Below are 17,481 nucleotides of genomic sequence, written 5' to 3'. Positions count from 1 at the left end.
GATTATTATTAGAACCAATTTCGACTTGAAAAAGCACGTACCGAACCATTGCTGATTGTAAAATACAAGCGCAGGGTTGTTTTTAACTGTCGGAATTTTTTAAATATATTTGGCCATGGAAACCTCAGAAAAAACGAACAGAATGCATCTTGGTAGAAAAATAAGCCGTATCCGTGAACTTCGTGGAATGAAACAAGAAGCGCTTGCTACAGAGCTTGGCATAAGCCAACAGGCTATCAGCAAACTTGAACAGAGTGAGGAAATTGAAGAATCTACACTAGAGAAAGTGGCAAAAGCACTAGGCGTAACTGCTGAAGGAATCAAACACTTTACAGAAGAGACAATTTTTAACAATATCAATAACTTTCATGATAATTCAATTCAGAATAATTTCAATCCTATTGAAAAAATAGTTGAACTGTATGAACGTTTGTTGGCGAGCGAAAAAGAAAAAAATGAGCTTCTGAAAAAGCTGTAGTTGAATGCATTCATCCTCTTATTAACTACCCAAATATTGAGTTCTCACTTCGTTGGCTAAAATATAAATGAAGTCCGATAATGGATGTTGAATTTCGTAGACAACATTTCGCTATTAGACTACCATTATAAAAAAACGACCGTTTTTTGATAGAAATTGAGATGAGTATTTGATAAACAGTTATAGAACTATTGTGTCTTTTCTAGCAGGCCAGCGATGAAGTAAAGTCTACAGTTGTTTCCTTTCAACCATCAAGAAAAAGGAAGAATACAAGTTATCCTATGAGAGATTTTTGGCTATATTGTAATCACCTACATTTATTGAAATGAAAAACGACAAAACATCACAAAACTACACGTTAAACAGACGTAATTTTGTTACTGGAATTATCCCGGTGATAGCTGGCGCAACAATACCATCCTGGGCTTCGGCGAAGGAGATTCAACAAACCAGAGAAGACAATGACTTTCCAGGACTTATTACGCGAGAGAAAAAGCCATTAAATATGGAGTTTCCATTTCCTACGTTAAAAAACAGGATTACTCCAAATAACCAGTTCTTCATCAGGAGTCATTTTAATATTCCCAATATTGATGCTACAAATTGGGAATTAGAGATTGGCGGCAACACCAATCATGTCATAAAGATCAATCTGAGCGAACTTAAAAAGCTTCCTGCAAAAAAGGTAATGGCTACTATAGAATGTGCCGGAAACGGACGTGCTAACCTCGCCCCAAAAGTGAAGGGTTTAGGATGGGAACAAGGTGGGATCAGCAATGCTGAATGGACAGGAGTACCTTTATCCGTATTGTTAAAGAAGGCTGGCATAAAGGTGGGTACGGTAGACATTATTTTGGAAGGGAATGATGAGGGGATGATTACAGAAGAGCCGAAATCACCAGGAAAAATCAAATTCGCCCGAAGCATTCCGTTAAATATAGCAATGCAGGATCACATCATCATCGCCTATGAAATGAATGGAAAACCATTGAGTGCTGAACATGGTTTCCCGGCAAGGGCAATTATTCCAGGATGGTATGGTATGGCATCTGTGAAATGGCTGATGAAAATTACTGCATCTGAAAAGCCGTTTGATGGCTATTGGCAGACGATTGAATATGCTTACTGGAAGCGTGTTGAAGGACTACCTACCTTGACGCCCGTAACCACTACATTGGTTAAGTCTGAAATATCAAGGCCGGTATTGTTTGAAGCGGTGCCGGCTGGAAAACCTTATCAAGTAAGGGGTGCAGGATGGTCAGGTGATAGTAACCTATCGAAAGTAGAAATAAGCACGGATAAAGGAAATTCATGGCAACCAGCAAAATTAATTGGTCCTGCTATCCCTTTCGCCTGGCAGCTATTTGAATTTGAATGGGTGGTTCCTGCTAAGACTGGAAGATATAGTTTAATGGCTAGAGCGACAGATCAAAATGGCAAAACGCAACCCATGGAGCATGATTTAGACAGAAGAACTTACATGGTTAATTTTATCTCGCCAATTGATGTAGATGTAATATAGCTCAATAAGAACAAATTTCAGGATCTTGCGGTTATCGCATAAGGCTTGTTTGGCATAAACAGTTTATCACAATTAATATTCTACATCAAACCATGATCAGATTCACGTCTATACTTCTACTATTTGCTAGTTTCTCTGCACGAGCACAACATGAACACATGCAAATGGCAACTAAAAAAAATGTCTTCCTTGGGCAAATGGCTCATATGATGATGAAGATGGATGAAATATCAGCTACCACATCTGCAGACAGAGATTTCATACAAATGATGATCCCACATCACCAGGGTGCTATTGATATGGCAGAAGAAGAGATTAAGACCGGAAAAAATAAAGAAATGATTCAGCTAGCTAAAAGTATCAAAGCTGAGCAACAAACCCAGATTCAGCAAATGCGACTCCTGCTCAGCCATCCTGAAGGATTTATCGCTACAGGCAACCAACATCAAAACGCCAACCAGAAGATGATGAAAGTGATGATGGAACAAATGCCTGAAGAAAAACAATTGTCTGATACTGATCTGTCCTTTGCAAGGATAATGCTTCCTCACCATCAGGCTGCCATCGACATGGCTAAAGTTGAGTTGCGGTATGGAAAAAATAAAAATGTAAAAAGACTGGCCGAGAATATTATCTCAGATGAACAGATAGAAATCCAACAAATGAAGACATTTACAAACTCCCATTAACATATGAAAAAGATATCCTTGTTTACGCTATTAATATTCAGTTTTGCCCTACAATCAAAAGCACAATCAATCTATGCCCAAGACAGGGTTTATACAGGCAATCAGATATCTAATACGGTTTCTGTCTTAGATCCCTCAACACAAACGCTATTAGGAAATATTGTTCTTGGTAAACCCCAACCTGATATCTTAAGTCCTCTATATAAGGGACAGGCCCTGGTTCATGGCCTGGGTTATTCCCCTAAAAGGCAATTACTAGCAGCGGTTTCCATTGGATCAAATTCAGTAACCTTTATTTCAACAGCAAAAAATAAAGTTTTAAAAACTGTTTATATCGGACGTTCACCGCATGAGGCAACCTTTAACCCTTCAGGATCACAGGCATGGATATCGGTAAGAGGAGAATCGTATATCAGCGTAATTGATGCAAATAAACTGATTGAAATCAAGCAAATTCCAGTAGCCGACGGCCCGGGAATGGTTGCTTTTACTCCAGATGGAAAATGGGCTTATATTTGTTCCAGCTTTACTGCAGAAGTGGATGTAGTGAATGCAACTTCTTATGCTATTGTAAAGCGTATTCCAGTAGTTAGTCCATTTTCTCCAAATATATTCTGTAGTCCTGATGGGAAATGGATTGCATTGACACATAAGGATGTAGGGAAGATCACTGTCATCAGCACGGAGACAAATACGATACATACAGTACTAAATACAGGTCCAATTACCAACCATGTCACTTTTACTTTAGTTAATGATTCACCTGTGATGCTGGCAACCATTGGCGGAGAAAACAGCTTAAAAGTATTTAGTGTTTCACAAGATTTCAAGCTTACTGATAGCGTTGCGACAGGATCATTGCCACATGGCGTCTGGACTTCGGCAGATGGTAAATTTGCATATGTCGGATTAGAAAATGATGACCAGGTACAAGTGGTTGATCTGGTAAAAATGGCCGTTGTAAAAACCATTGCTATTGGACAATGTCCGCAAGCATTGTTGTACGCCGCTAATGCCAGCCCTGCAAATGCCTCAAAAGAAAATTTAACCCCGCTTAATCTTGCAGACAAAAGTCAGGTGATTAAATTGATGAATAAGGATAATTCAATGTCATCAGGCATGCTAAACGTAAGAAGCGTAGGCTTGACTGATCTTGTCCAACAGGACTTTAAAAAACTCGAGCCAAATACTTCGTATACTTTAGCGTTAACCAACTCCTCAAATGATACGTTTAACGCAGATTATGTCATCAATTCTTTTAAGACCGATGAAAAAGGAGCTTTTAGCGGTCAATCCTCGGGGATAATTAAGAGTGTAGGAACAGGTGGCGCCGATTATAAACATGTGGTTCTTATTGATGATCTTTCAAAAAAGCTGGTGATGATCAGTAACTAATGTATTTTAAACCAAAGATATAACTGCCCATAATGCAGCACTTGAAATTACTATCCATAAAATTACGCCTTGTAACAGTGGCATTATCCCCACTGCTTTCAAGATAGTAAATGAGAGTCCGCTTCCTATCAGGAACAAGGTTAAAGTTAAGCCTGCTTTTGCTAATGCTACAAAGTAGGGCGCAAAAGGCTTAATAAAAGGTAAGTAGGTGTTGGCGATCATTGCCAGGATAAATAGCCCTATAAAATAGGGTATACTAACTTTGCTATTGTTGCTTTTGAACAGGAAAGATGTACCAAACGCTACGGGAACAATCCATAGTGCTCTGGCTAACTTAACAGTTGTGGCTATCTGTAGTGCTTGTTCACCATATTTACTGGCTGCCCCAACAACAGAACTGGTATCGTGAATAGCAATGGCACACCACATACCAAATTGTGACTGTGACAAGTTAAGCGCATGTCCGATAGCGGGGAAAAGAAATAAGGCCACCGAGTTGAGTATAAAAACAGTACCCATTGCAACGGAGATCTGTTTTTCTTCTGCGTTCATTACAGGCGACAATGCAGCAATAGCACTTCCACCACAGATCGCCGTTCCAGCTGATATCAAAAAAGATGTTTTACGTTCTATTTTAAATACTTTTCCCAGGATAAAACCAATGATAAGCACTCCGAAAATAGAAACTACGGTAAACAGTACGCCTTCTTTTCCTGCTTTCATTGCACTGAATACATTCATTCCAAATCCTAGCCCGACAACAGAAATTTTTAGCAGCAGGTTTGTGGCCTTGTGATTTAAATGCAGATAGGGATGTTCCATTAGTTGCGCCAATACTAATCCTAGCAATAAGGCTAAAGGAGGCGACATAAATGGAAAGAGGCACAGCAAAACTGCCAGGATGAAGATAATTTTACGGGTGTTTAAATTTAAGTTTAGCAGGTTACCCGCCTTTATTTTAGAAGAATTTGAATTGTCTTTGATTTGTGTCATAATTTTGATTGTCTTTATTTTCTAATTCAAAGATCCATAACTAATAAACCCCGATCAAATCATTAAAACTTATCTTCCATAACTTCATGTTATAGAAGATAAGTTTTTAGACATTATTTATTCCCAACCCCATTTTTTGAAAATGAGATGTCCTTTATCGGATTGCATAAACTTGATAAAATCCTCAGTTTCCGACTTATGCGTACCAGTGCTACCCCTCACTACAGGTGTACCTCTATAGACTGTTTGTGTAACAGGAATCCTAACCATTGAGGTGAGGTCTGGTAAACGGTTATGCCAGGAGCCAAATGTTATCCAGGCATCATATTGAGGATCATTTTTCCATGCAGCAATACCCAATGCCGAATTTGCAAATGTACCTGCTATACGCTGCTGTATGTTTGCAATCAGATCTTGTCGACCTGCCAAATCTTCCCAAAGCCCCATTTGCCCAGCCCCATTCACATCAAGAATTTTCACACCTGGTTTACAGAGATCGCCCAGATTTTTGATGTTTTTAGGATTGCCGGGCCGTACCAGGATCGCTGCCGCACGTTTATATAACTCTGTCCGAGAGTTCGCCACTATCATGTTTGGGTGGTCAGACATGAATTTTGAAAGCATGTATTCTGCTCCTCCAAAGAACAGATCTGCATGTTTCATTGCATCCGGCATCCATTCATTATCTGGCCCGGCAGTGACTTTAATTACGATATCATGCTGCTTTCCAAAAACCTTCGCACATTCATTGATCGGTCCGAGCGGCCCACCGGGACCATAGACATATAAAGTATCGTTTGGGATTTGTGCATTCCCAATGGTCACTACAGCAACGACTGACAATATGGTTAAAAATATATTTTTCATTGTGTTTATGTTTAAGGTAAATCAAAACCAAACTTTTTGTAGATGGCAGCAGCCTGCGGACTGATCAAAAAATCCATAAAATCTTTTGCAGCGGCCGGATGTGGCGCATCTTTTAACTGTCCCGCTATATATTGCGCATGGATATTCTCTTTTTCAGGAATTTCAATGAGCTCAACAGGATGGCCAATCATTTTCTGATAGTAGGCCTCAGTATACCATACTGGAGCGGCGTCACTTTCGTTGTATAGGATCCTCATTGGTGATTGGCGATGATGGATCATGGTAAGATAAGTAGTCTTATCTTTAACTTTATCTTCCATGATGGTAGATTTTAATGTTTCCCCTCCAGCTTTCACATAGGCTTCTTCAATACGTTTACCGATCCCTTCATTCTCTGGATTGGGCATACTGATCCTCAGCTCTTTATTTGCTAAATCTTTGAGTGACTTCAATGCCTTCGGATTTCCCTTTTGGACCATGATTGCCAACCTGTTTCTAGCATATAAAGTCGTTTTGCTAAACCATTCAGGGGTCATGTCTATCCGGTTCTTACCAGCTGTATAAACATCCGGCTTTAAGGTAATTCTCATGTTGCCCACCACAATGCTACCGGTTTTTATTTGTTGGGCTAAAATGCCTGGGGGAAGCGTTTCGGCAAATACCCGCTGATAATGTGGATATGACTTTTTAAAGGCTGCAATTAATTCGTCAATGCACATAAACTGGTTACCGGCAAAGAAAACCACCAGTTGGGGATCATTAATGTCTCCAAAAAGATCAGGCACATTGTCTACTCCAGGTACTGTGAACTGAACTTTACTTTCAGGTGGAGTATTCCAGGGCGGATCAAAGCGATGATCCTGGGCCTTAACATTTCCACAAAGCAATAAAAATGCAACTGTGGCTAAAAAGGTGTGATTTATATATTTCATGATTTTCTAATTATTTGGTTTAAGGATGTACAACTGCCCATCCCTGATATTGACGGATGATGATTTCACCATTGCCGCTGGGTACATAACTGATAAAATCAAATAAGGTATTTTTTTCGATTTTCCTTTCTCTGACGGTATTTTCACATTGTGCAAGAATTACTCCTCTGGATTGCAGTTCTAACAATGTTTTTTCAAAAGATCCGTTCTTCTGGTAAACAGCTACGCCATCTCCAAAGGCAATAAGTTCTGCATTGATTTTCCCTTTTAACCTGGGATCGTCGAGTGCATTTTTTAGGTTTCGAAGTGTTCCTGCAATCTTTTTCTCATCACCGTTATTGATTACATACAGTGCCTTATAATTTTTCAGGGTGGCTTTTGCCCCTGTAAAATTAGCAGGTGTAGCTTGGGCAAAAGTGGCCGAGGTTGCTGCGATCAGCAAAAATAATGTACAGATTAAGGTTATTTTTTTCATGATTTTAGATTTTGATGATTTATTTAGTTGTTAGTTTTACTTGTTTTTCGGAGGTTACAATTGGTGCAAATGGACCATACTTATGTTGATTTTCAGAAAATTTGTCGGCATATGGTCCGTATGGCGCATCAAAAGGTTTTTTTAACAAATCAGGGTAATCTTTTCCCTGATCTTTATGTGGTCTTGGCTGTGAGTTCACAAAAGCAGCGAGATCCCAGGCCTCCTCATCACTTAACTGCGCATCTCCATATCTGGCACCATATGGCATATTGTTCTTTACGAACCCCGCAAAGTTACTGAGTCTATACATCCCTGCGCCATCATTGTAGCTGTGTTTGCCCCATAATGGCGGATAAACATAAGTTAGTTTGTCTTCATCGAGTATTCCCTCACCATTTGCACCATGACAACTTTGACATTTACTGGTATATAAAATCGCTCCATGTTTGACATTCGCTGCCCTATCCAGGAATTTTAATTTTTCGGTTCCCGTTCCAAACACTTTCTCCCCTTTTTTTACACCTGTTCCAAGCCATTTCATATAAGCCAGCATTGCCTGTATCTCTTTACTAGATTCGTCTGGTACTTTGCCTGCAAGACTTCGATTGAAGCACTCTGCAATACGTGCCGATGCAGGTTCAACCTTTCCTGATCTGCCACTCATTTTAGGAAAACTGGAAATAAAACCAGCATAATTATTTCCGAACAGTTTGGTTCCACCCTCGAGGTGACAATTCTGACAATTCATACCATTTGTAATACGGGCTATGGATCCATTTGGCCCAAAATATTTGCTCGTATGTGCTATTAATTCTTTGCCATACCTGATCATCTGGCCGTACTTGGTGTCCGCCGGAATCGTATTTTCATCAGGCGCTTTCCAGGCATCAGCAGGTACAACCTGGCTTTTGACGTTAACAGCAGCTATACCGGTTTCCACATCCTGTTTGGTTTTTGCTGTCACTACATCTGGCTGCCCATTAAAAAATAAAGTGCAGATGAAAATGGTTCCACAAGCAACAAATAGAAACGCAATGATAGCCGTTGTCCTGGCTGTATATATAAGTGCTTGTCTGATTTCTTTTTCTGTTGATTCCTTATTCATAACCAATATTTTTCTGTTACAAATGTGCATTTATTCTACTCATCAGAAAAAGCATAAAAAGTTATTGATGATAACGTAAGGTTATGATGTCAGTACCCGTTGAAACAAATTGTTTGTATCTTAGGTTATCTACTAAAACCGTGTATGATAGATTTCCGTTTGCAAGTATTTTATGCTGTCGCTAAAAGGCTGAATTTTACAAAGGCCTCGGCAGAGTTATTTATCAGTCAGCCTGCTGTAACCAAACACATTAAAGAATTAGAGCAGGAGTTCAAAATGTCATTATTTGAACGCAGTGGAAACAAAAAAATCAGCCTCACCCCAGCCGGCGAATTATTGTTGCATTACGCAGAACAGATTTTTGGAACTTACCGGGAACTGGAATATGATATGAATCTACTTATTAAACAGCATAAAGGAATATTGAGGATTGGTGCCAGCAGTACTGTGGCACAATATATCATTCCACCTGTATTGGCACAGTTTCACAATAAGTTTAAGGATATACAAATTCAACTGGTTACCGGAAACACAGAAGATGTAGAGCAGCGTTTGATTGCTAAGGAAATAGATTTTGGAATCATTGAAGGCATCTCCCGGAACCCACAGATTAAATACGAACAATATCTAAAAGACGAGCTGGTGCTGGTGTGTTCTGGTCACAATTATGCCATGAAAAAGGAAATGATCAAACCGAATGAGTTGAAGGATTATGATTTATTACTTCGTGAACCTGGTTCTGGTACACTAGATGTTATTGCATATGCTTTAAAAGCACACCAGATAAAGGTGGGGGACTTAAATATAGAAATGCAGTTAGGTAGTACCGAAAGCATTAAATCCTATTTGATTCACAGCAAATGCCTGGCTTTTTTATCTATCCACTCCATATTGAAAGAGCTCAAGAATAATGAATGCCGCATCATAGATATCAAGGATATGGTTATCGAAAGGCCGTTTCATTTCATTCAGCTTCATGGTCAGCAGGACGCTCTGGCGGAACTATTTATGCGCTTCGCTAAAAGCTACAACTATAATGTATAGTGTTACCGAAATTTCGAGGCAATATCAGCCAGCTAAAGTGCTGCTGCTCTTTGTTTCTGAAGCTCCTGGAGGTGACGATAAACATTTTTACCTGGGAAATACTAATCTGTTTCGAACAATTTATCTTGCATTTAGTGAGGTATTTGGCGATTTTAAATCTGTAGAAGATTTTTTGCAGTTCTTTAAAGGCACGGGATGCTTTTTGGAACATCTAACTTGTACACCTATTGATAAATCGTCAGTTAAAATCAGAAAAAACCAGAGGCAGGGGGGAATAGAGCAATTAGCTCATAAAATCAGAACATATCAACCCCGATTAATCATGATCCTAATGAAAAGCATTGAACAAGAGGTTAAAGAATCTATTGACCTATCAGGCTTATCGTTTATCGAAGAAATTGCAGTTACCTGCTATCCTGCCGGCACTGAATCAAACAGGCTTACTTGCATCCGGGATACCAGGGTTATCATCTCCAAACTGGCATCGATATTGACATAACATGCAAATATATTGCTGTAATATACCGATACAGAACAAGATGAAAATTCAAGATCAGGAAAACACCAAACAGCATGCAGGAGACCATTTGGCTAATGAAAGAACATTTTTGGCCTGGATCAGAACCAGTATTGGTATCATGGGATTTGGCTTCGTGGTGATGAAATTCTCGCTATTTATCAAGCAGATCAGTGCCGCACTGGGGAGTAAAGTGCCCCTGCACCAAACCGGAGATTCCCGCATTATCGGGATTTTTCTAGTTGCCCTGGGAGCAATTACTATCATTTGTTCTTACTTAAGATATAATTCAACGAAAGAACAATTGAATCAGGGGGTGTATTACCATTCAACACTTTTTGTTAAAGTTTTAACCGCTTTAGTTTTCATAGCTAGTATACTTTTACTGCTCTACCTTATTAAAACAACATAGGCAGTTAAATCATCTGTACTTGATGCTTTAGAAAAGAGAGGAAGGAAAGCGGTCGATATAGCGTTGTTTTTTGATATAAATTGCTGATTGCATTGGTCAAGGATCTTATAAAAATTTCACCTCTTTATGATAATCCACAGGAACAGGATAAGTCAATATTTTATGTTCCCGTAAATATTTTGGGTACCGCAATACGCTGTGAAGAATATATACCTGAATGGCCACTGAAAAAATAGGCTGTAAAACAGGCTACCGCAAAAAACATGGTGTATTCACTACCAAAAAGTTCTATACCCATAATCGTACAGGCAAGGGGTGTATTCGTTGCACCAGCAAAAACAGCAATAAATCCAAGGGCAGCAAACAAACTAACTGGAGCATTTAATAAGGTCGAAAGTGCATTGCCTAATGTTGCGCCAATATAAAACAAAGGCGTTACCTCACCACCTTTAAATCCAGTTCCTAATGTTAAAGTTGTGTAAATGGTCTTCCATAACCAGCTCCAAGTATCTGCTCCACCAGGCTGAAAAGCAGAGGGAATTGTAACGGCTCCTTGGTATTCGCTATCCACGCCCAAACTTAAGTAATCCGGTTTCCCGATGGCGTAAGTCAAGCCTATAATAATCAGACCACCGATAACAGGAATAAGCCACTGGATCTTACATACTTTAGAAAAAAAGGCCTTGATCTCATGCACCATTACAGCAAACAGGTAGCTGGCCAGACCAAACAATGTGGATGCTAGAATAACCTTACTAAGCAGGAGTAGGTTTACCGGCAGGTATTCAGATAGAAAGTAGGCACTTTTCTCTATGAGATCGATGTGATAAGCGGTATGATGGATGCCCCAGGCAGAGACAGTAAGATCACCAAGCACGCTGGCAATTAATGCGGGAAGTAAAGCCTTGTACTCTATTCTTCCAATGGCCAGAACTTCCATTGCAAATATGGCACCGGTGAGCGGTGTTCCGAACACCGCCCCAAACCCGGCTGCAATTCCCGCGGTAAGGAGCATCTTGGTGTCTACCTCATTTAGCTTAAACCAGCGGCTAAACATTCCTGCGATGCTTCCTCCGATTTGTACCGCGGTTCCCTCTCTTCCAGCCGATCCGCCAAACAAATGGGTAATCACTGTAGTTATTAAGATTACTGGCGCCATCTGCCTGGGCACTCCACCACCCGGCCTATGGATTTCATCCATGATCAGGTTATTTCCTTTTTCTGAGGACCTACCAACTGACTGATAAATCAGGTGGATCACAATACCTGCTAAAGGTAGCAGAAAAATGAGACAGGTATGCTGAAAGCGAAAGTGAATGGCCCAGCCTAGCAGCCAAAGGAACAAGGCAACCATACTTCCTATTGCAATGGCAACAGGAAGTATAAGCAGCGTCCATCGAACCGCATATTTAAAAACCGAAAGGTGTTCAAATAAAAATTTATTATGTTTCATTGTAGGTTAGCGGCTGATTTATAATTTTTTATAAAAAGTATTGATTCCTGCAAATGATGCCCTATCACCAAGTTCTTCTTCTATCCGAAGCAACTGGTTAAATTTAGATACCCTTTCAGAGCGGCAGCCACTTCCTGTTTTGATGTGCCCCGCACCGGTAGCGACAACCAGATCCGCAATTGTCGTGTCTTCAGTTTCACCACTGCGGTGAGAAATAAAGCAATTGTAACCGTTTTTTTGGGCTAGTTCTACGGCCTTTAGCGTTTCGGAAACTGTACCGATCTGGTTCAATTTAATCAGTACGCTGTTTGCAATGCCCTGGTCGATTCCCTGCTGGATAATACTCGGGTTGGTGCAGAATATATCATCTCCAACCAATTCCACTTTGTCTCCCAAAAGGCTGGTCAGCTTTTTCCATCCCTCCCAATCGTTTTCGCCCAACCCGTCTTCCAACAGGATAATTGGGTACTCTTTTAACCATCCTTCCCAAAAGCCAATCATTTCATCTGTTGTGATCCGTTCTTTAGAACTTTTATAAAATTCATATTTTCCATTATTCCACATTTCGCTGGTCGCTGGGTCAAGACAAAGGGAAATATCCTTGCCTGGAGCAAAACCGGCAATATGTATCGCTTCCATGATGATTTGGACGGCTTCCTCATTAGAACTCAGATTTGGCGCAAACCCACCTTCGTCACCAACTCCGGTATAATAGCCTTTCGCTTTTAGCAGACTTCTCAAGGAATGAAAAACAGCTTCGCCCATACGGATACTTTCCTTAAACGAGGGGGCGTTATGAGGGGCAATCATAAATTCCTGAAAATCGATGTTGTTATCAGAATGCCTTCCCCCATTAATGACATTCATGCACGGTACGGGCATTACGTAACCTTCCCTTTCCACTAGCTGCCTATACAAGGGAATCCCTTTTGCAACGGCCGAAGCCCGGGCGAAGGCGATTGAGGCCGCAAGCATCGCATTTGCGCCGAGCCTTGATTTATTCTCGGTTCCATCCAGACCAATTATATGATCATCGAAGGCCTGCTGACCCTCAAAGGATAAGCCGGTGACTGATTTGCCGACTTCGACGTTAATCCCTTTTACTGCTTTTTCCACGCCTTTACCATTATAGCGCTCTGGATCACCATCTCTAAGCTCTACGGCTTCTTTTTCACCCGTACTTGCCCTGGATGGAGAAATACCCCTTGCTGTTGTTCCGTTAAGAGTGACTTCTACTTCTACTGTCGGATTGCCCCTGGAATCCAAAATTTCACGGGCATGAATTTTAGTTAATTTCATAGTTTTTTGTTTTATATTGATTTTTAGTATTTCGGTTGCTTACAAATAATTGAGTTTCTCAAAAGATCAAAACCAGTGTTCCCCCAATGATCAGTAGGGCACCAAAGAATACTTTCAGGGTAAGAGCTTCTTTCAGGAACACCATTGCAAGTATAATAGTTAGGGCAACACTCAACTTATCAACAGGGGCGACCTGGGACACTTTCCCGATCTGCAAAGCCTTGTAGTAGAATATCCAGGACAAGCCGGTGGCAAGGCCAGATAAAAAAAGAAATAGCAGGTTATGCTTTGACAGTTCCGTAATTCCTTTAAGTTCGCCTCTGGCCATTACGATCCCCCAGGCTACAATCAGTATTACCACCGTTCGTATGGCAGTAGCCAAATCAGAATTGACATTGGTTACGCCGACTTTTGCAAAGATGGCCGTAAGGGAAGCAAAGAAAGCTGATAATAGCGCGTAGATCCACCACATAGTTTTATGTTAATTTTCCGTTATTGAATAATTCCAAAGTAAATGAGTACAAGAACCGTTGCTCCGGCAATGATCCGGTAAATGCCGAACCAGCGGAAAGAATGCTTTTGAAGATAGGTGATGAAAGAGCGGATGGCCATCCATACATCCCACCCGCACCTGCTTTACTTAAATGAATGATCGTAGTTAGATTCGGTTCATGGGAAGGGCGTAGACGCTTAACGGTGTTTTTAATCAGTCCTGAAGCAATCTGATCTGCACTAGCAACTAGTAGCGCAATGGTAATAAGAACCTGCCAAATTTTTTTGCAGAAATTCTGGAAGAGGCAATAAATAATGAAGGCATAAAAAGAAAGCCAAAAACGCTTATCACTGGCCCAGTACATGATCGTATCCCAGAATGCATTATGGTGCTGATTTATCCACAAGAACCATTCAGTTTCAACCGGCAGGACCATTGCTAACACTGATCTCACTTTGGCAGACAGACAAAGTAAGACAAGCGCAATTAAGATAGCTGCCAGCAATAAGAGTTGAGAATTTATTTTTAATTTTTTCACCTACAATACTTTGACCGGCAGATTTTATTACCTGCTGGAATTTCTATTGTAGGCGCCATCAGCTTTTGAAAAAAGCGGTTGAATCGGAAGGACACCATTTCCGTATTGCAAATATAATACTAATAAAATGATGTGCAAAATCTTAAAGTAGGTGTTGAGAATTTAATTTATCACTATTCCTCCTTATTTGAATACGAGAACCAGTTTCTTATTCTTCTACCGTTTAAACAAGCATCATATCACGGGATTAAAGCTTTTCTTAAACAAAATGAAACCGCCTGGAAATAAACATGTTATCTATATAGGAATTTTTTTTATAACCCTAAAAAATTAAAGTTATGGGATACCATGAATGGAAAAACTGTATTGATGCATGCTTAAAGTGTGCTTCAATTTGCAATCATTGTGCAAGTTCATGCACTCAGGAAGAAGACGTGAAAATGATGGCGCGGTGTATTGAGCTTGATATGCAATGTGCAGCCATCTGCTACTCTGCCGCTCAATTGATGAGTATGGGTAGCTCTTTTGCTCAAGACATTTGCCGTATTTGCGCAGATATTTGCCAGCAATGCGGAGATGAGTGTAGTAATCATCATACCCAGCATTGTCAGGAATGTGCAGATGCTTGTAAGGCTTGTGCGGAAGAATGCAGAAGAATGACAGGAGTAGCTGCTTAAGATGCCAATCACCGTGAGCATTAATTGATTAAGGGCAGCATTCTAGTTGCCCTTTCATTTTTATAAATAGGCAAATTTATTCCATTCATTTTATTTTCATTATTCCCTCGTTTTTTGAAATGCTTTCTAATTGACTATGATAATTTCCGCATTATCTTTTAGTCCAATAATGGCCAATTTTTATTATCAAAAACTCATCATCAAAAACTCAAAAAAGATTTTGATTAATGGAATGGGTTTATGATAATTGTAACAACCTCATCTAGAATTTTATTTTGGGTGGGTTATCTTTTTAATTCGGCAATTTGATTATCATCAAACGAGGGAATAATGATAATTATATTAACTCTTATTGAAAGAGTAACGTCCGTAAATTAAAGGACAATATTTTATGAACGGAATTAGCTTTCCTACCTTAGCACTTATGGAAATTATACGGTCATTATTCTTTTTTATTCTTGCAGGTATTTTTGAGATAGGTGGAGGATATTTAATCTGGCTATGGCTAAAAGAAGATAAGCCTTTTTGGTATGGAATATTAGGCGGAATAATTTTAGCACTTTATGGTATCGTAGCTACTTGGCAAACGGCTAGTTTTGGGCGAGTATATGCCACTTATGGAGGCATTTTTATTGTTTTAGCCTTAATATGGGCATGGAAAGTAGATGGATTTAAGCCGGATAAATATGATATAATAGGAGCATCGATTGCCCTAATTGGTGCATGTATCATTATTTACATGCCTCGGAATACTTAAAAGTAAAGCAGGGATGAACCCTGCTTTACTTTCTATTATAATTTCATTTTCTGTATCCTTACCGCATTAAGTATTGCTAGCAGCGCAACACCAACGTCTGCTATGACTGCTTCCCAAAGGTTTGCAATCCCACCTGCTCCAAGGATAAGGACAATAACTTTGACAACCATTGCAATGGTAATATTCTGCCAAACGATCTGGCTCGTGATCTTACCAATTTTAATAGCTGTTGTAATTTTTGAAGGCTGATCATTTTGAATAACTATGTCAGCAGTTTCAATCGTGGCATCACTTCCTAATCCACCCATTGCAATTCCTGCATCAGCCAGGGCGACTACTGGGGCATCGTTAACACCATCACCTACGAAAGCGATCCTGTTACCTGCATCTTTGAAACCTTGTACTTTTTCAACTTTTCCCTCGGGCAACAAATCCCCGAACGCTTGGTCAATGCCAAGTGCCTTAGCCACTTTATCTACAACCGCCTGTTTATCTCCGGACAACATGACCGTCTGGATCTTAAGATCGTGCATCTGCTGGATGGCCTGTTGTGCGTCTTCTTTTATCTCATCAGCAATAGTTATGTAGCCTGCATACTTATCATTAACAGCAATCACTACGATCGTATCAACAAGTGCATCGACTTCTGAAGGATAAGCGATGTTGAATTTTTTAAGCAGCTTTGCATTCCCCGCAAGAATTACTTTTCCTTCTATAGTTCCTTTTAAACCATGTCCTGATATTTCCTCAACATTTTCAGCTTTCAACCCTGCAGCTTTATCTCCGGCATATTCTAAAATAGCCTTGGCAATAGGGTGGGTAGAATTGGCTTCAATCGCAGAGGCTAGCCTGATCAGTTCATTTTGATCAAAGTCCTGGGTAATGACTTCCTGAACTTTAAATACTCCTTTAGTCAGGGTGCCGGTTTTGTCCATAATCACGGTATTGATTTTGGTCATCACATCCAAAAAGTTGGAACCCTTAAATAGTATTCCATTCCGGGAAGCAAGGCCAATACCTCCAAAGTATCCCAGCGGTATAGAAACGACAAGCGCACAAGGGCAACTGATTACCAGAAAGACCAGCGCACGGTAAAACCACTGGTGGAAGTTATATGGATCTACAAAAAAGTACGGGGCAAAGCAGACCAGTAGTGCTAACGCAAAAACAATAGGCGTATAGATCTTTGCAAACCGGCTAATAAATAACTGCGTCTGCGATTTCCTCGCTGTTGCATCCTGTACCATTTCAAGGATCTTACTTAGCTTGCTGTCCTTAAATAATGATTTGACCTGTATCTGGGAAACCTTATCCAGGTTAATCATTCCGGCAAGCACCTGTTCACCTTTTCGCTTAGTATCGGGTTTACTTTCCCCGGTCAATGCCGCAGTATTGAAGGTTGCCGACTCAGAATCAAGGATACCATCCAGGGCTACCTTTTCGCCGGACTTCACCTGGATCAGCTCATCCAAAACGATGAGCTTCGGGTCAATAACTTCAGGATTGCCGTTCCTAAGCACGGTAACCTGATCAGGCCGAATGTCAAGCAGGGCCTTAATGCTCTTTTTTGCTTTATTGACAGCTGCATCTTGGAACCATTCACCAATGGAATAGAAAACCATTACGGCCACCCCTTCACTATAAGAGCCAATGCTAAAAGCTCCGATTGTGGCCACGCTCATTAAAAAAAATTCATTAAAGAAATCAAAGTGTTTAGCTTTCCTGAAAGCCATACCCAGAACATTATAACCCGCCAATAAAAAAGCAATGGTATAAATAATCAGGTTAATAGGAAATGCCGGCTGGAACTTGAAACCGTATTCCAGGGTTAGCAT

19 protein-coding genes and 1 riboswitch are annotated in these 17,481 nt (G+C 40.2%); of the genes, 9 read left to right on the top strand and 10 right to left on the bottom strand.

Translation table 11 applies throughout. The annotated features are described in order from the left end of the window. Nucleotides 1–115: 115 nt before the first annotated feature. The 4 genes from CLV32_RS15620 (at nt 116) to CLV32_RS15605 (ending at nt 4,084) form a co-directional block, all read left to right on the top strand. Complete coding sequence (locus CLV32_RS15620; protein ID WP_133557210.1) at nt 116–478, top strand: helix-turn-helix domain-containing protein; 363 nt, start codon at nt 116–118, stop codon at nt 476–478. 325 nt (nt 479–803) lie between these two features. Further along, nucleotides 804–2,000 carry a sulfite oxidase gene (locus tag CLV32_RS15615; protein WP_008245487.1) on the top strand — a complete coding sequence of 399 codons (1,197 nt, stop codon included), beginning with the start codon at nt 804–806 and terminating at the stop codon, nt 1,998–2,000. Between the two features lie 92 nt (nt 2,001–2,092). Next, nucleotides 2,093–2,689, top strand: a complete 597-nt coding sequence (locus tag CLV32_RS15610; RefSeq protein WP_082489588.1) for a DUF305 domain-containing protein — start codon at nt 2,093–2,095, stop codon at nt 2,687–2,689. Nucleotides 2,690–2,692: 3 nt separating this feature from the next. Then, on the top strand, nt 2,693–4,084 hold the full coding sequence (locus CLV32_RS15605; RefSeq protein ID WP_056095402.1) for a beta-propeller fold lactonase family protein: 1,392 nt from the start codon (nt 2,693–2,695) through the stop codon (nt 4,082–4,084). A 6-nt stretch (nt 4,085–4,090) separates the two neighbouring features. Here CLV32_RS15605 and CLV32_RS15600 read toward each other — a convergent pair whose 3' ends face one another. From CLV32_RS15600 to CLV32_RS15580, 5 genes are all read right to left on the bottom strand, one after another. Then, nucleotides 4,091–5,077 carry a YeiH family protein gene (locus tag CLV32_RS15600; RefSeq protein ID WP_008245480.1) on the bottom strand — a complete coding sequence of 329 codons (987 nt, stop codon included), beginning with the start codon at nt 5,075–5,077 and terminating at the stop codon, nt 4,091–4,093. A gap of 117 nt (nt 5,078–5,194) precedes the next feature. Next, complete coding sequence (locus tag CLV32_RS15595) at nt 5,195–5,944, bottom strand: substrate-binding domain-containing protein (protein WP_008245473.1); 750 nt, start codon at nt 5,942–5,944, stop codon at nt 5,195–5,197. An 11-nt stretch (nt 5,945–5,955) separates the two neighbouring features. Continuing rightward, entirely contained in the window at nt 5,956–6,876 is a 921-nt protein-coding gene (locus CLV32_RS15590) for a molybdate ABC transporter substrate-binding protein (RefSeq protein WP_056870676.1), read from the bottom strand. Between the two features lie 19 nt (nt 6,877–6,895). Further along, nucleotides 6,896–7,351: a DsrE family protein gene (locus tag CLV32_RS15585; RefSeq protein ID WP_008245470.1), complete on the bottom strand. Its 456-nt coding sequence runs from the start codon at nt 7,349–7,351 to the stop codon at nt 6,896–6,898. Between the two features lie 19 nt (nt 7,352–7,370). Then, nucleotides 7,371–8,456 (bottom strand): c-type cytochrome, encoded by a 1,086-nt coding sequence (locus tag CLV32_RS15580; RefSeq protein ID WP_082491480.1) that lies wholly within the window; start codon nt 8,454–8,456, stop codon nt 7,371–7,373. Between the two features lie 144 nt (nt 8,457–8,600). Here CLV32_RS15580 and CLV32_RS15575 point away from each other — a divergent pair, with 144 nt between their 5' ends. Genes CLV32_RS15575 through CLV32_RS15565 form a run of 3 tightly spaced genes read left to right on the top strand, consistent with a single transcriptional unit; the run spans nt 8,601 to nt 10,429 of the window. Then, nucleotides 8,601–9,500, top strand: a complete 900-nt coding sequence (locus CLV32_RS15575) for a LysR family transcriptional regulator (RefSeq protein WP_133557208.1) — start codon at nt 8,601–8,603, stop codon at nt 9,498–9,500. Continuing rightward, nucleotides 9,493–9,999 carry a hypothetical protein gene (locus CLV32_RS15570; protein ID WP_056095394.1) on the top strand — a complete coding sequence of 169 codons (507 nt, stop codon included), beginning with the start codon at nt 9,493–9,495 and terminating at the stop codon, nt 9,997–9,999. The genes CLV32_RS15575 and CLV32_RS15570 overlap by 8 nt, the downstream gene beginning before the upstream one ends. 40 nt (nt 10,000–10,039) lie before the next feature. Next, the gene (locus CLV32_RS15565) at nt 10,040–10,429 is read left to right on the top strand and encodes a YidH family protein (protein ID WP_008245456.1); all 390 of its coding nucleotides are present in this window, start codon (nt 10,040–10,042) and stop codon (nt 10,427–10,429) included. A gap of 160 nt (nt 10,430–10,589) precedes the next feature. Here CLV32_RS15565 and CLV32_RS15560 read toward each other — a convergent pair whose 3' ends face one another. From CLV32_RS15560 to CLV32_RS15545, 4 genes are read right to left on the bottom strand one after another with little or no spacing between them, the layout of a single operon-like run. Then, nucleotides 10,590–11,882, bottom strand: coding sequence for a voltage-gated chloride channel family protein (locus CLV32_RS15560; RefSeq protein ID WP_008245455.1), 1,293 nt, complete (start codon nt 11,880–11,882; stop codon nt 10,590–10,592). Between the two features lie 18 nt (nt 11,883–11,900). Next, nucleotides 11,901–13,181 carry a phosphopyruvate hydratase gene (gene eno, locus CLV32_RS15555; protein WP_133557206.1) on the bottom strand — a complete coding sequence of 427 codons (1,281 nt, stop codon included), beginning with the start codon at nt 13,179–13,181 and terminating at the stop codon, nt 11,901–11,903. Between the two features lie 58 nt (nt 13,182–13,239). Beyond that, complete coding sequence (locus CLV32_RS15550) at nt 13,240–13,653, bottom strand: EamA family transporter (RefSeq protein ID WP_008245453.1); 414 nt, start codon at nt 13,651–13,653, stop codon at nt 13,240–13,242. Between the two features lie 4 nt (nt 13,654–13,657). Continuing rightward, a complete protein-coding gene (locus tag CLV32_RS15545; protein WP_133557204.1) occupies nt 13,658–14,212 on the bottom strand; it encodes a phosphatase PAP2 family protein in 555 nt (184 codons plus the stop codon). A 42-nt stretch (nt 14,213–14,254) separates the two neighbouring features. Further along, a riboswitch (Fluoride riboswitch) is annotated at nt 14,255–14,323 on the bottom strand. Between the two features lie 227 nt (nt 14,324–14,550). Between CLV32_RS15545 and CLV32_RS23480 the strand changes: the two genes are divergently transcribed. Together CLV32_RS23480 and CLV32_RS15535 are read left to right on the top strand one after the other, a co-directional pair. Further along, on the top strand, nt 14,551–14,889 hold the full coding sequence (locus tag CLV32_RS23480; RefSeq protein ID WP_008245450.1) for a four-helix bundle copper-binding protein: 339 nt from the start codon (nt 14,551–14,553) through the stop codon (nt 14,887–14,889). Nucleotides 14,890–15,280: 391 nt separating this feature from the next. Further along, nucleotides 15,281–15,646 (top strand): YnfA family protein, encoded by a 366-nt coding sequence (locus tag CLV32_RS15535; protein ID WP_243732332.1) that lies wholly within the window; start codon nt 15,281–15,283, stop codon nt 15,644–15,646. Between the two features lie 35 nt (nt 15,647–15,681). Here the strand turns inward: CLV32_RS15535 and CLV32_RS15530 are convergent. Continuing rightward, a partial coding sequence (locus CLV32_RS15530; RefSeq protein WP_133557202.1) for a heavy metal translocating P-type ATPase occupies nt 15,682–17,481 on the bottom strand: 1,800 nt, incomplete at its 5' end.

The sequence above is a fragment of the Pedobacter duraquae genome, from assembly GCF_004362245.1.
Lineage (GTDB): Bacteria > Bacteroidota > Bacteroidia > Sphingobacteriales > Sphingobacteriaceae > Pedobacter > Pedobacter duraquae.
This window is presented reverse-complemented; position numbering and strand designations above follow the sequence as displayed.